Genomic DNA, 14,636 nt, shown 5'->3' with positions numbered 1-14,636 from the left:
CTAGGTTCGAATCAAGTGGCCGCTGGCCGCGAGTAACTGACCGTCCAATAATGCACCCTGGTCACCAAGAATCAACCGCCCCTCGGCAAACCAGCGAACGGCCAGCGGGTAAATCCTGTGTTCCTGGGCGTGAACCCGTTGCGCAAGCGTCTGCGCCGAGTCGTCAGACTCTACCGGAACCACTGCCTGTACGACCAGAGGCCCGCCATCGAGTTCCTCGGTGACAAAGTGCACGCTGCAGCCATGCTCGCTGTCGCCGGCCTCGAGCGCACGCTGGTGCGTGTGCATGCCTTTGTACTTGGGCAGCAGGGAAGGGTGGATATTCAATAGGCGCCCGGCGTAATGCCGCACGAAGTCAGCGCTGAGGATGCGCATGAAGCCGGCGAGTACTACGAGCTTGGGGTTGAAGGCGTCGATCAGTTCGATCAAGGCGCGGTCGAAGGCCTCGCGACCGTCGAACGCCTTGTGATCCAGCGAGCGGGTGTCGATACCCGCGTCCCTGGCGCGTTGCAGGCCGTAGGCGTCGCTGCGGTTGGAGATCACCGCAGCAATGCGCACCGGGTTGTCGCCGGTGCGCGTGCTGTCGATCAGGGCCTGCAAGTTACTGCCGGTGCCGGAGAGCAGCACCACGACATCACAGGTCTGAGACATTAATGAGCCTTGAGGTTCTTCAGCTCAACCTGAGCCGCGCCTTCGGCAGCGGTGGCGATCTGGCCGATGACCCAAGGCTGCTCGCCGGCTTCGCGCAGTACGTTCAGTGCGGTTTCAACGTGCTCCTGAGCCACGCAGATGACCATGCCGACGCCGCAGTTCAGCACGCGGTGCATCTCGGTTTCGTCGACGTTGCCTTTCTCTTGCAGCCAGTCGAATACTGCCGGACGCTGCCAGCTGGCCACGTCAACGATGGCCTGGGCGCCTTTTGGCAGCACGCGCGGGATGTTGTCCAGCAGGCCACCGCCGGTGATGTGGGCCATGGCCTTGACGGCGCCAGTGTCCTTGATCAGCTTGAGCAACGGCTTGACGTAGATGCGGGTCGGGGCCATCAGCAGGTCCGTCAGCGGCTTGCCGTCGAGCTGGGTGTTCTCGATCTCGGCGCCGGACACTTCGATGATCTTGCGGATCAGCGAGTAACCGTTGGAGTGCGGGCCGGAGGATGGCAGGGCGAGCAGGGCATCGCCGGCGGCAACCTTGGAGCCGTCGATGATCTCGGCTTTTTCCACGACGCCGACGCAGAAGCCGGCCAGGTCGTAGTCTTCACCTTCGTACATGCCTGGCATTTCAGCGGTTTCGCCGCCGACCAGTGAGCAACCCGACAGTTCGCAGCCGGCGCCGATGCCGGTGACCACTTGGGCCGCGGTGTCCACGTTCAGCTTGCCGGTGGCGTAGTAGTCGAGGAAGAACAACGGCTCGGCGCCGCACACCACCAGGTCATTGACGCACATGGCGACCAGGTCGATGCCGATGGTGTCGTGCTTGTTCAGGTTCAGCGCCAGGCGCAGCTTGGTGCCCACGCCGTCGGTGCCGGACACCAGTACAGGCTGCTTGTAGCCGGCCGGGATCTCGCAGAGGGCGCCAAAACCGCCCAGGCCGCCCATGACTTCAGGGCGCGCAGTGCGCTTGGCGACGCTCTTGATGCGTTCGACCAATGCTTCACCGGCGTCGATGTCTACACCGGCGTCCTTGTAGCTCAGGGAGGGTTGCTTGCTCATGATCCAGGCCTTTAGGGGGGATTTCTGGGTAACGACCGAGCGAGCGGGGGCTTTTATAAAGGCCACGCCGTTGACGGTCTGCGAAGGCGCGCGATTTTATCAGGCTTGAGGGGCAGCGGCCATCCTCGGGCCGACGGGCAGGGGCATATGGCGTTAAAAAAATGCTAATCGGGTCTGCTTTGGTGCGTATTAAGGTATAGCCTTTACTGCGCTAGCGTTGTGACAGTACGAAAACTTACCAAGACCCTGTGAATGTTTTATCGGTCGCCGTGGTCACAGCCTTGGCAAACCGAGTTCGCGCGGTCTGTTCCAGCCGCTAAATTTGTCGTTCGGGAATCTTCCATGCGTCTGTGTAAATTCTTCTTTGTAGGCTGCTTGTCGTTGGTCAGCCTGGCGAGTCATGCCGAAACCCTCAATGGCCTTTATCAAGTACTCGAACCCGTCAGCAGTCAGTCGCCGCAAGAGCGTGACCAGGCGACCCAGCGCGCCGTGCAGACCCTGGTGATCCGCCTGACCGGCGACGCCAAGGCCGCCGAGGGGCCGGGTCTGGCGGCCGTTCGCAAGGATCCGCAACAAATCATCAGCCAGTACGGCTACGACGCCGGCCCGCCGGAAAGCCTGCAAGTGGATTTCGACCCGGTGAGCACCGATCGCGTGCTGCGTGAAGCGGGTCTGTCGATCTGGGGCAGCAATCGGCCGTCGATCCTTGGCTGGTGGCTGAACGACTCCACCGAAGGCAGCAGCCTGGTGGGTGATGGCCAGACCGTCGCCCAGGCGCTGCGCCGTGCCGCGCAACACCGTGGCTTGCCGCTGCGCCTGCCGCTGGGCGACCTGGATGAGCAGGTGGTCGCCACCGCACCGAACCTGGAAAGTGCTGACGCCACACCGTTGCGCGCCGCTTCCGAACGTTACGGCGCCGACGCTTTGCTGGCCGTGCATGCGCGTCAGGAAGGCAACCAATGGCAAGCCAAATGGCGCCTGTGGCTGGGCGACAAGAGCGAGCAGGGCACCGCGCAAGGGGCCGACACCGGCGCTGTAGCCGACGCGGTGATGCTGGCGGTCAGCCAAAAGCTCGCGCCACGCTTTGCGGTCAAACCCGGCGTGAGCACCGAACAATTGCTGGAAGTGCAGGGCATGACCCTTGAGCGTTATGCCGCGCTGGGTCACCTGCTGGAGCCTTTCGATGGTCAGCCGCAGTTAGTGGATGGCAATCGCATCGTATACCGCGTCAATGGCAGTGCCGATCAGTTGCGTACCCAGTTGAGCCTGGCCAAGTTGCAGGAGATTCCCGCAGGTGAAGCGCCGGTCCAGCAGCCTGTAGTAGACGGCACTCAGCCTGCGGTTGCTCCCGAACCTCAGGCGCAACTGCGTTTTCGTTGGTAGCAGTTTTCTTCTTTATATAGGTGGAGTGGTTTATGGCCGATACGCGTCGTTGGGTGTGGCTTGGCGGGATTGTCCTGCTGTGCGCGTTTGTGTTCCTGCTGCATTCGATCCTGACGCCGTTCCTGGTTGCGTTGCTGCTGGCCTATCTGTTCGATCCGGTGGTGGATCGCCTGGAAAAAGCCGGGTTGTCGCGAACCTGGGGCGTAGTGGCAGTGTTCGCCCTGTTTACCTTGATCATCACGGCGTTGGTGCTGGTGCTGGTGCCGATGTTGGCCAAGCAACTGTTCCGCCTGTATGAGCTGGCACCGCAGATGCTCGATTGGTTGCAGCACACAGCGATGCCGTGGGCTCAGGCGAAGTTGGGGTTGTCGGATGGCTTCTGGAAGTTCGACAAGGTCAAGGCGGCCATCAGCGAGCATATGGGGCAGACCACCGATATCGTCGGTGTGGTCCTCAGTCAGGCCACGGCGTCGAGCCTGGCGTTGATCGGCTGGCTGACCAACCTGGTGCTGATCCCGGTAGTGGCGTTCTACCTGCTGCGCGACTGGGACATCATGATGGCCAAGATTCGCAGCCTGCTGCCGCGTAATCGCGAAGAGCGCATCGTGTCTCTGGCTGAGGAATGCCATGAGGTGCTCGGCGCCTTCGTGCGCGGGCAGTTGCTGGTGATGCTGGCCCTGGGGATCATCTACGCGGCCGGCTTGATGGCCATCGGCCTGGAGCTGGGCCTGTTAATCGGCCTGATTGCCGGCCTTGCCGCAATCGTGCCGTATATGGGCTTTGTGATCGGTATCGGCGCGGCATTGGTGGCGGGGCTGTTCCAGTTTGGCGGCGACCTCTACCCGATGCTGGGGATCGTGGCGGTGTTCATGGTCGGCCAGGCCCTCGAAGGCATGGTGCTGACGCCGTTGCTGGTGGGTGATCGAATCGGCCTGCACCCGGTGGCAGTGATCTTTGCGATCCTGGCGGGCGGTGAGCTGTTTGGCTTTACGGGTATCTTGCTGGCGCTGCCGGTGGCGGCGGTGATCATGGTACTGGTGCGCCATGTACACGATTTGTATAAGGATTCGGATGTGTATACGGGGGTTGAAGACCCCGATCTGTAATGTAGTCGTCAAAAAAAATCGGAATCCGCTAAGGATTCCGATTTTTTTATGCGTGGGGCTCTGAACCCCTTCGCAGCTCAGAACGTCGTCGAGCCACAGTTTTCACGCTTTCAGCCAGGCGTTTCTCCACGCCACTAGGTGGTCTTCCTTGAGTACCCAGTTCTGGAGCACCGCGCTACGCAGGGCGTCTCCGGCTTGAGCGCTGGCGTCGGGTTCCGCAAGGTGCTCGCGAATGGCAGCAATCCAGTCTTTAGGTGTGTTTCTGACCCGGGTCACCGGCAGCTCACCGTTGTAACAACGAATATCCGAGCAAATGACCGGGAAACCACAGGCGCCATATTCCAATAACCGCAAATTGCTTTTGCAGGCATTGAAAAAGTTATCTTCCAGCGGCGCCAAAGCCAGGTCCAGATTCAAGCCGGCCAATCGTGACGGGTACTTTTCGATTGTTACACCTTGGTGGAATTCGTGGATATAGGGGCGCAGTTCCGGTGGGCACATGCCCATGAATACCCATTCCACCTCATGCGCCAGCGCGCGAACTACTTCGGCGATAACGTGCAGGTCGCCGCCGTGACTTGAGCCACCTGCCCAGCCGACTCGTGGCTTGCGGCCTTGCTGGCGATGGCTGGTCAGGCCGTTCCACCATGCGCCTGGCAGGCGATTTTCCATCACGCGGATGTCGGCATTGAAGTGTTCCAGCGCTTCGGCCAGCGGCTGGGTCGACACCACCAGCCTGTCGCAGAGGCCGATAGCGTGTTTCAGCCGTATTGCGGTGTCTTTGGGAAAAAGTTGGCGACTGGCGTTGCCGGCAGGTACATCGAGAATATAGTCATCCAGTTCATAGACCTTGAATGCCCTGGAGAAGGCTTTGGTGTTCTCGATGATCTCCAGTTGAGGCGTAGTGAATTGCCGCTGGAAAATGATCGTATCCGGCGCATGGCGCTCCACTTCTACGGGTTGGAGCAGCCAGTCGCTGACCGCACCCTCGATCAGCCCCGCTGCTTTGAGGGCAGCAAAAGGTTGGCGCACACGATAGTGCCCACTGCCAAAAAAGTCGCCGGGGTAGCAAAGGGCGTAAGGCAATTGGTGGCTGGCGAACGGATGCCAGCCTGCATCGCTGCGACATTCGTAAGCAAAACCGCGGCCTTCCAGTGTCAGGTTGCGGTTATAGGCTGGATCATTGGCGAGTTGCGGCAGCCAGCGCTGGTACATCACCGATTGCTCGCGTTTGAAGCGCTCGCGCTTGGCGTCCAGTCTGGTCGTGTCGACCTTGTCCTGACTGACGTTGGCTTCGTGCATAAGCAATGCATAAGGTGTCCAGACGATCAGTTGCCCGGCCTGGCCCACTTTCAGGCAGAGGTCTACGTCGTTGAATGAAACCCCCAGGCTGGTCTCGTCCATTCCGCCCACCTGGTGGTACAGGTCGGTGCGAATCATCAGGCAGGCGGCGGTAACCGCGCTGTAGTTCTGGTCAACTTGCAAGCGATGAAGGTAGCCGTTGGACTGCATGGGGTCGCCGACAAATGGATGGTCAGCTACGCCGTGCAAGCCGAGCACCACACCCCCGTGCTGAATCGTCCCGTTGAGTAACAACAACTTGGCACCGACTATCCCCACTTCCGGCCGCTGGGCGTGATGGAGCATTGCGCCGAGCCAGTCGCCATCAATGACTGCAGTGTCGTTGTTGAGCAGCACCAGGTATTCGCCACGGGCTTGGCTGACGGCGTAGTTATTGATGGCTGAATAGTTGAACGGATGCGGGTAGCGCAGTATGCGTACCTTGGCGTCGTTCAACTGCTCCATGCCGGCGAACCACTCCCGGGCCTGGGCCGTTTCACTATTGTTGTCGATGATGATCAGTTCGTAGTTCGTGTAGCGGGTTTTCTCCATTACGCTTTCGATGCAGCGCATCAGCATCGGCAGTTGGTCCTTGGTCGGGATCACGATGGACACCAAGGGTTGCCCGGCGTGCTGGTAAATCACGCGATTGACCATCGGCAAAGGCCCCGCACGCATTTCATGAGCCACGCCCAAGCGCTGCAAATGCGCTTGGACTATCGCTGCTGAGTGTGCAATGACCTGGGGCTCGCCGAGCCACTGACCGAAATTGATTAACTGGTGCACGAGTACATCCGCGAGGTGTCCGACGGTGCCCAGCCCGTGGGTTTCAATCAGCCGATAGAGCAGGTCATGGGGCGCGAGCTCGGCGAAGGTGGGATCGAAGCCATTGAGACTCAGCGCTGACTCGCGACTGAATGCCAAGGCTCGGCCAACATAGGGATAACTGCGCAGCAGGTCCAGGTTCAGGTCAGGCTTGAAGACCGGGTCTTGGTAACCGGTTGCCGTCAGTGAATCTTCATCGGTGTAGCACAGGCTGATGCCAGGGTTAAGGGCGATGCCCTCTGCAAGCAATAGCAGTGCGTGCGGATCAAGTCGGTCGCCGCCACGTAACAGGTAGCACCAGTCGACCTGGACGGCATGAAGCAGTTCATTGAGCTGGCTGGGCCAGGACTCCGCTCGCGGTAGCCAGACCAGGTTATCGGCCGGTGTCACCCCGGTCGGCTCGGCGTTTGACAGCACCACGATGGCCGCCGCCTTGTAGAATTGGCGGTCGATGCTTTCCAGGCTGGCGCGTAGCTGTGCGATATCACCGGTTGTATCGGTCAACACCACCAATACGTCGGTGTGCTGTGGCCAGCCAGCCAGCCGTGTTGGCAAACCTTCGAAGTCTGTGGCAGACAGCTGTCGGGTATCCAGCCAGCGCCGATATTGGTCGATATTGCGCTGGTGTTTGCCTGCATTCGCCAGCACGCCGAAGAAGCGCTCGAGGGTGTGTGCCAGCGTGCCGGTAAGTTGTCCGCGTTCGGTTTCGAAGTCTTTGCCGGTGAGGTTCATCCGTTCCAAGGGGGCCAACGCTTCAGTGCGTACAAAGAACATGGAACCGGCAAAAAAATCCGCATCGTCGATTCGTTGTGAATCAATCCCGGCGCGTTCGGCCAGGGCCAGCAGGCGCTGACGGTCGCCTTCTTCAAGGTCCTGAGTGACTGGCACGCGGTACGGCTCTGTGCCGAGCAGTGGATGGTGCGACGGGGCGGCAAGATATTCTACCGACTGCCGGAATCGGACAGGGCTGAGCAAGTCATCGAAAAGGTCATGCGCCCAAGAGCTTTCGGTGCCCCTATGTGCCGAGCGCTTGGTGTGCAACTTGACCAGGGTGTTGATGTTGTCGGCACGCAAGTACGCCAGAACATTTAGGAATGGCAGGGCATCCCTACCGTGATCAGGCACCCGATAGAGCGAATATTTCAGCCCGCTCGCCGCAAGGTGGCTGTTTACGGTGTCTTCCAGGCCGGCTACGCACGTTACGTATAGGTGCAAGCGTTCATGCAGCAGGACCAGGCGGCGCATAATGTCTTGCAGCACGCCGGGAAGATACACATGGATCACCACGCCAATGGGAGGCTCGCCGTCTTCGAGAACGGGCTGTTCGGCGACAAGCACTTCGCATTCGCCGACCAGCGGGGTGGCACTGTGTGAGGTAATGAGTGGCTGGAAATCGCAAGCCAGGTAAGCGCCCTGCAAATGAAACAGCTCAAAGGCTTCAGGGGTTGACAAGTGAGCACGCCGTACCTGCGATGCAGGCTGCGGGTGGTAAAGCCCCAGTGCGTGGATCTGCTGGGTGAAATTGGCGAGGCCCTGATCGAACAGCGCCTGCATATCCGGCTGGTTCTGGCGTTGCTCGGCATGCCGGCGAAAGAGTGACAGGGACTCCTGTATAAAAGCGAGGTGGCCGTGTTGCAGCAGATTCACAAATAAGGCCAGGTCGTTAATGGCACGAATAACGACGCCGCCCAAAGCGCAGATGTGCGGCGCTTGGTCGATCAGTTGGGCGCGGCGAAACATCACCGTGCTGGGTTCGCCAATGAAATTGACAGGCCAGTCGCACAGTAGAGAAATGAGATCTGCGCCATGCAGGCAGGCATCTGCGTCAAACACTTCGCATGTCTGGAGGATGTCGGGCAGCGGCTCATCCTCGGTGCCTATCAGACGACGACGCGAAGTGACCAGCGAGATATCGTTACGTGCCTCAAGCACAGCGGCAAGGCGCTCGACGCAGTGGGGCAGCAGCAGGTCGTCGTCATTCAGAAACTTGATGTATTCGCCCCGGGATTCCTCCAGGCAGCGACTGAGGTTGAGCTGTCCACCCAACTGCTGTTCATTGTGCAGGTAGCGCACCGGCACCACCGTCTGTGCAGCAAGACGCTCGGTGATCAGGCGGATGCCGTCACCACGACAATCGTCGGTGATCACTATTTCCAGATTCGCGTAGCTCTGGTTCAGTGCGCTGTTCAGTGCGGCCTCAAAGAACCGCGGGTTATAGGCAGGTATCGCAATGCTGACCAGCGGCAAGCGGCCGGTCGCGAGGGTATTGGTCATGCTCACACCAACTTGAACAGGGGGCGAAGGTAGAACTCGCTGAGGCCGCCTTCACGGCCTAGGCGATCACAGGTTTCAGCTTGGGCGAGGGCGCCGGGGCTATCGAACAGCTCGATTTTGCGTGTGTGGGGGTCCAATACCAACCCGATGTGTTCGATCCTCCAGCCGGTGCCTGTAAGTGCTGCATCGACGTAAGCGAGTTTTTCGGCCAGTACGTTGCGACCCGCCACGGGTTGCGCTGTGTCGCCGCCCCAATTGAAACCCATCTGGTAGAGGAGGCAGTCGGCTGACGGGCGAAGCGCCTTCAGGAAACCCTGGATATACCCTTGCAGGGCATGTCTGTCGGGCACTAGCGCGGCATCGAAATCGACGCCGGCATGATGTAATACGTTGAACAGCAACAACGTATGGAAATGCCCCGGCATCGCCTGCGCGACTGCGTAGTCGAGAGCTTGCTGCACGACCTCGACGTTGCCCAAATCAAACTCGACGCTCAAGGCGCGAATAAAGTTTGCGCTGGTCTCGTCCAGCTCCCAGGCAACACATTGGCTGCTGGGGTACGCATGAGCGAGGGTGGTGCTGAACAGTCCGGTATTGGCGCCGACGTCCAGAAGCCGTTGGCCGCTGAAGTCGAAGTGTGCTTGCAGGTATTCCAGGCGGCCGTGGTCGGCTCGCCAGCGCGGATTTACCGGTACGTCAAAGCCTAGTCGCTCGGTTACGAAAGCAGGCAGCGGTTGGTAACAGGCGTGTTTACCGGAGTGCATGTACAGCGCCAGTAATTGTTCTCTGGTCATTGGCGTTTGCCTGAACGAAGGAATTCGAAGAAGAACAGCCTGAGGCTGTCAGTAGCGAACCAGATGTCATAGCGCGGCAGCCAACAGCAGGCGTTGATCAGCCAACTGCGAGCCCCGGCGAAAAAGCGCATGTCACTGCGTGGCTGTCCGACAAAACCGCCAAGCCAGAGGTACTTGTCCCGTTGCCAGATGCCTAAAAAACGCTGCTGCGCGGCCATCTGCGGCGCCTGGTGCCGATCTTGCACCAACCAGCTGGCGCGAAAGCCATTTTCAAGCGCCAGTTGCATGGGCCCCCAAAGGCGTGGGTTTGCCTCGATGATGAAGTGTTGGCCAGCGCTTTCCATCACTTCAAACATGATGAAGCCACAATATTGATGCTGTTCAAGCAATGCCCGCAGGCGCTGGTCGGTATCTGCATCGGGGCAGCGCACCAGCTCGGCGGCAACCATCGATTTGCCTGCCGCCTGTTGGGCGATGTTGCGTTGATAGAGCGCGACGACACCCGCATCGTTGCGGAAATAGAGGTAGTAAAAACTTTGCCCGTCTATATAACGTTGAATGAGGTAGTGTGCGGCATCGTAGTGGCTCGCATGTTCAGCGTACTCCGCAGCATTACGTACCAGTAGTGGGTAAAGGCGCTGGCCATGGGGGCCGCTTTCGACCCTGGGCTTGAGTACAAGGGGCAATTGACGTTCAGACAATTGCTCGATTTGCGCGGGTATTTCCAGGCCAACGACTTTTGCCGCCGCCAGGAGTTTTTCCTTATCGGAAAACAGATGGTAAATCTGCGGGCTGACAGATATTCCCCGGATACCTTCCTGGCATAACCAGTCCTGCATGCCCATCAGCAGGCGGTTTATCGACTCTGCGCTCGGGGCTATGGTCAGCGGTCGTGTGGGGTGGTGAGCCTTGATATCGAGCAGTAGGCGCTTGAATTCATTTTCATCCAGGGCATCCTGAGTGCGTTGTGCAAACAAGTGGCGGCGAAGGCGGGTGCGATATAGCGCATCTTGAGCGTTGCGTGTGATCAAGACGAAGTCGATGTGGTCGCGCTCGAGGGAGCGACAAAAAGCGCCGACTGCGCGCTCGTTGGCCCCGGTGAACAGGATCACCAAAGGCTTTTCAGCGGGTGTCATCGTCATCGCGCGGCCAGTTGTTCAGCAAGCAAGTCGGCCAGGCAGTCTATGACTCTATCGACGCATTGATCGGTGAGTGAAAGGTGAAACGGCAATCCCAGCAAACGCTCCGCCAACTGGTCAACCGCTGGCAGCGGGCCAGCCGTATACGCTTGAAAAGCTGGGTGGCCGTGCAGCGGAGGGCAGTACCAGCGGCGGGTTTCGATGTCTTTACCTAGCAGACGCAACTGAATGTCTACACCGCGCAACCCCGCGGGCAACATTATGGGCATCAGGCTGTACACGCCATCAACGGGCTTGGACTGGAGTTTCAGTGCAGGGATTTTTTCCTTCAGGCGTTCGACGTAGCGTTGATGCAGAGTACGTCGTGCTTCTGCGACAGTTGGCCAATTGTCCATCGCGGCCAGTGCAACGGCGGCGTGGTATTCGCTCATCTTGCCGTTCTCGCCCGCCTCGAACACCAAGCCTCCACTCTGTGCGTCGATGCCGAAGTTACTTAACGCTCGCATACTTTGGGCATAGGCATGGTGGCGTGAAGCCACGAAACCGCCTTCACCTCCCCCGAGTGCCTTGGTGGCGTGCAGGCTGAAGGCAACCTTGGTCGTCAGTCCAATCTGTTGGTTACCCCAAGCGCCAGCGGCGTCGACGACCACAGGAATTCCGGTTTCGGCACTGAACAGATCCCAACCAGCGACATCTTGAGCGCAACCGTACGTTGACACGGGCATCACGGCATCAAACGGCATTTCGGCGAGCACCGCGCGTGCTATGGCGGGGGTCAGCAACCAATTGTCGGGATCGACGTCGCTGATAAGCGGTGTGAGTCCGGCCCGAATGATTGCGGTTGCCGTGGCAACGAACGTCAATCCGGGAACCAATACGCGCCCGCTCTTACGTAGCTTCAGGGCTTCCAAGGCAATTTGCAGCGCACACGTACCATTCGCCATAGACACAACATGGACTTGCGCGGGCTCGCGACTAAAAGAGCGCGATAACCGGCCCTCTAGCTCATTCACCAGCGGGCCGAAGTTGGTGTACCAGCGGTTTTCATCGATTTGCTTCCAGTAGGCAAGAATCTGCTCGACTTTGGGCATTTCCGGAACGAGCAGTTTGATGATGTTTTTCATGGTACGCACAACCGTCAATGAAATGTCGTTCTAGGCTATATGACGAGGCAAAGCAGGAAACATACCAATGTAGAAACGGGTCGGCCTGGTGGGTTTACGGCCTGACAGGTGATCGGCGGCATCAAACAATCTGCATAAATCCAACAAGTTAACGCAAACCTTTGATTTTGCTTGGGGTCTGTTGCATTGTGCGCCCGGCGTCACGGGTATAAACTTTGCAAACTTTACACAGAGGCCACTAACGGTTCGTTTGGAGCCGTTCAGTCAGCATGAAACCGATTCAGCTGCCCTTGGGTGTGCGTCTGCGTGACGACGCCACCTTCATCAACTACTACCCAGGCGCCAATGCCGCTGCACTCGGCTATGTCGAGCGGCTCTGCGAAGCCGACGCCGGGTGGACCGAAAGCCTGATCTATCTGTGGGGCAAGCACGGCGTAGGGCGTACCCACCTGTTACAGGCCGCGTGCTTGCGTTTCGAGCAGATGGGCGAACCGGCGGTTTACCTGCCCTTGGCTGAGCTGATGGATCGCGGAATCGGCATCTTCGACCATCTTGAGCAGTACGAGTTGGTGTGCCTGGACGATCTGCAAGCCATCGCTGGCAAGGCAGAGTGGGAAGAGGCGCTTTTTCACTTATTCAACCGCTTGCGTGACAGTGGCCGGCGCCTGCTGATTGCCGCGTCCACCTCGCCGCGCGAGTTGCCGATCAAGCTGGCCGACCTCAAGTCGCGCATGACTCTGGCGCTGATCTTCCAAATGCGCCCGCTGTCCGACGAAGACAAATTGCGTGCCTTGCAACTGCGCGCATCCCGTCGCGGCCTGCACCTCACCGACGAAGTCGGGCATTTTATTCTCACCCGCGGTACGCGCAGCATGAGCGCGTTGTTCGACCTGCTCGAACAGCTCGATCAGGCTTCCTTGCAGGCCCAGCGCAAGCTGACGATTCCCTTCTTGAAAGAAACCTTGGGTTGGTAGCCAGCCAGCTGTTTTCACGGCTTTCGGCAAATTCCAGGCGCCAGAAAACCTGCGTTTGAGCCGGTTTGGCTACGCAAAAGGCAGATATAGGGTGTTAAGGGCTTAGATGTCATAGTCCAAACAAGAAGTCACATAGATCACGATTGAATTTGCAAATCGATGTGATAGAGGGCATAGTCTCGTCTTCTTTACATATCAGCCACGGTCGTGCCCATGCTAAATCGCTTCGCACCCCTCGTGCCCCTCGCACTCGTTACCCTGTTGTTTGGTTGCGCCTCCCACCCTCAGCAGGTGGCAGATCAGCAGAAACCACAGGTTCAAAATCAGGCAAAATTCGTTGCTGCACAATCTGCCTCTGTTTATGAGGAAGAAGTCGCAACGGAAAAGGAACTGGCCGACTTCGCCGGCAACAAGCCTTATCAGCTTCCAGTCCTGGCCGACAGCATCCTCGAACGCGGCATGTCCCTGATCGGTACCCGTTACCGTTTCGGTGGTACCTCTGAAGCCGGTTTCGACTGCAGCGGTTTTATCGGCTACCTGTTTCGTGAAGAGGCCGGCATGAATCTGCCGCGCTCCACCCGCGAAATGATCAACGTGAATGCACCGTTGGTCGCACGCAACAACCTCAAGCCTGGTGATCTGCTTTTCTTCAGTACGGCAGGCCGTGGTCGTGTGAGCCACGCCGGTATCTACCTGGGCGATAACCAGTTTATCCACTCCAGCAGCCGTCGCAGTGGCGGTGTCCGGGTCGATAACCTGGGTGACAGCTACTGGAGCAAAACCTTCATCGAAGCCAAGCGCGCACTCGCCATGGCCCCGACGACGGTTACCGCTAGCAAGTAAACTTAAAGTGATACTTGAAGTTTGACGTGTAAGCGCTAGAATCCCTGGACATTGTTGTAATCCGTTCGCGCGAGCTTTGCTTGCGCGTTCTGGTTTTCAGCGTTCGGCAGCGAAAGCCGCATCCAGACCAGGATTGTTCTGCACATGTCGACCTCGGCCCGCCTGATTCTCATTGTTTGCGCCGCGCTCCTCAGCGCCTGTGCAAGCCGCACACCGCCGCCCGCTCCTGTAGCGGTGAAGCCCAAGCCGGTGTTCAACTATTCCACCCAGAATTTCTCGCCCGCAGCCGAAGACGTACTCTTCCGCGCGCTGGGCCTGGTCGGCACGCCTTACCGTTGGGGCGGCAACACGCCGGACTCCGGGTTTGATTGCAGCGGCCTGATCGGGTTTGTCTTCCGCGATGCCGCCGGGATTTCCCTGCCGCGTACCACCCGCGAGTTGATCGTAATGCGCGCGCAGGACGTCAGCGAGCAGAACCTGCAGACCGGCGACCTGCTGTTCTTCGCCACCGGTGGCGGTTCCCAGGTCAGCCACGCCGGAATCTACGTGGGTGAAGGGCGCTTTGTGCATGCGCCACAAACCGGCGGTACGGTGAAGCTGGACACGTTGTCCAAGGCCTATTGGCAGAATGCCTATTTGAGCGCCAAGCGCGTGTTGCCGGGCAACCTGGCACGCAATCCTTAGCGCCAGACTCGAATCGAAATGTGGGAGGGGGCTTGCCCCCGATAGCGGTGTGTCAGCTAAAGATAACTGGGCTGATCCACCGCCATCGGGGGCAAGCCCCCTCCCACAGTTGTTTTGTGTCGACTTCAAGTTGCTTTAATTGACGCTCCACCCCCAACCTACTACCCTTCGCCGCTTGTTCCAGGTGCTCTGTGACCCACGGGTCGACAGAGTGAAACAGGGAAGCCGGTGAGTGAGCGCACTTCTACACAGTGCCGCCGCGATTCCGGCGCTGCCCCCGCAACGGTAAATGAGTCAAGACGCTGCCTTCTGCCACTGTATCGCCTGCGATATGGGAAGGCGCAGCGTTGGCCTGCCTTCAGCCAGCACGCCACTCATGAGCCCGGAGACCGGCCTGCAACATCCAACAGCATCACGGTGGGCGATGCTTGGCTGTCTGC

Annotated in this window: 11 protein-coding genes and 1 riboswitch; of the genes, 5 read left to right on the top strand and 6 right to left on the bottom strand. The window is 59.1% G+C overall.

What is annotated here, in order from left to right; genetic code table 11:
- Together purN and purM are read right to left on the bottom strand one after the other, a co-directional pair.
- Complete coding sequence (gene purN, locus K5K89_RS21220) at positions 1-651, bottom strand: phosphoribosylglycinamide formyltransferase (RefSeq protein WP_071491321.1); 651 nt, start codon at positions 649-651, stop codon at positions 1-3.
- Entirely contained in the window at positions 651-1,709 is a 1,059-nt protein-coding gene (gene purM, locus K5K89_RS21215; RefSeq protein ID WP_016976515.1) for a phosphoribosylformylglycinamidine cyclo-ligase, read from the bottom strand. The genes purN and purM overlap by 1 nt, the downstream gene beginning before the upstream one ends.
- 342 nt (positions 1,710-2,051) lie before the next feature.
- Between purM and K5K89_RS21210 the strand changes: the two genes are divergently transcribed.
- Together K5K89_RS21210 and K5K89_RS21205 are read left to right on the top strand one after the other, a co-directional pair.
- Complete coding sequence (locus K5K89_RS21210) at positions 2,052-3,092, top strand: DUF2066 domain-containing protein (protein WP_222540204.1); 1,041 nt, start codon at positions 2,052-2,054, stop codon at positions 3,090-3,092.
- A gap of 32 nt (positions 3,093-3,124) precedes the next feature.
- Positions 3,125-4,198 carry an AI-2E family transporter gene (locus tag K5K89_RS21205; protein ID WP_028617371.1) on the top strand — a complete coding sequence of 358 codons (1,074 nt, stop codon included), beginning with the start codon at positions 3,125-3,127 and terminating at the stop codon, positions 4,196-4,198.
- A gap of 102 nt (positions 4,199-4,300) precedes the next feature.
- Here the strand turns inward: K5K89_RS21205 and K5K89_RS21200 are convergent, their stop codons facing one another.
- From K5K89_RS21200 to K5K89_RS21185, 4 genes are read right to left on the bottom strand one after another with little or no spacing between them, the layout of a single operon-like run.
- Positions 4,301-8,638, bottom strand: a complete 4,338-nt coding sequence (locus tag K5K89_RS21200; RefSeq protein ID WP_222540203.1) for a glycosyltransferase — start codon at positions 8,636-8,638, stop codon at positions 4,301-4,303.
- Positions 8,639-8,640: 2 nt separating this feature from the next.
- The gene (locus K5K89_RS21195) at positions 8,641-9,432 is read right to left on the bottom strand and encodes a class I SAM-dependent methyltransferase (RefSeq protein ID WP_222540202.1); all 792 of its coding nucleotides are present in this window, start codon (positions 9,430-9,432) and stop codon (positions 8,641-8,643) included.
- The gene (locus tag K5K89_RS21190; RefSeq protein WP_222540201.1) at positions 9,429-10,574 is read right to left on the bottom strand and encodes a hypothetical protein; all 1,146 of its coding nucleotides are present in this window, start codon (positions 10,572-10,574) and stop codon (positions 9,429-9,431) included. Before K5K89_RS21190 ends, K5K89_RS21195 begins: the two co-directional genes overlap by 4 nt.
- Complete coding sequence (locus K5K89_RS21185) at positions 10,571-11,695, bottom strand: DegT/DnrJ/EryC1/StrS family aminotransferase (RefSeq protein WP_222540200.1); 1,125 nt, start codon at positions 11,693-11,695, stop codon at positions 10,571-10,573. The genes K5K89_RS21190 and K5K89_RS21185 overlap by 4 nt, the downstream gene beginning before the upstream one ends.
- Positions 11,696-11,964: 269 nt before the next feature.
- Here K5K89_RS21185 and hda point away from each other — a divergent pair, with 269 nt between their 5' ends.
- The 3 genes from hda (at position 11,965) to K5K89_RS21170 (ending at position 14,196) form a co-directional block, all read left to right on the top strand.
- Positions 11,965-12,669 (top strand): DnaA regulatory inactivator Hda, encoded by a 705-nt coding sequence (gene hda, locus K5K89_RS21180; RefSeq protein WP_010208669.1) that lies wholly within the window; start codon positions 11,965-11,967, stop codon positions 12,667-12,669.
- Positions 12,670-12,882: 213 nt separating this feature from the next.
- Positions 12,883-13,512, top strand: coding sequence for a C40 family peptidase (locus K5K89_RS21175; RefSeq protein WP_058424953.1), 630 nt, complete (start codon positions 12,883-12,885; stop codon positions 13,510-13,512).
- 144 nt (positions 13,513-13,656) lie between these two features.
- On the top strand, positions 13,657-14,196 hold the full coding sequence (locus tag K5K89_RS21170) for a C40 family peptidase (protein ID WP_071491318.1): 540 nt from the start codon (positions 13,657-13,659) through the stop codon (positions 14,194-14,196).
- Positions 14,197-14,361: 165 nt separating this feature from the next.
- A riboswitch (cobalamin riboswitch) is annotated at positions 14,362-14,609 on the top strand.
- Positions 14,610-14,636 lie beyond the last annotated feature (27 nt).

This window comes from Pseudomonas sp. DR208 (assembly GCF_019823005.1).
GTDB classification, from domain to species: domain Bacteria; phylum Pseudomonadota; class Gammaproteobacteria; order Pseudomonadales; family Pseudomonadaceae; genus Aquipseudomonas; species Aquipseudomonas extremorientalis.
This window is presented reverse-complemented; position numbering and strand designations above follow the sequence as displayed.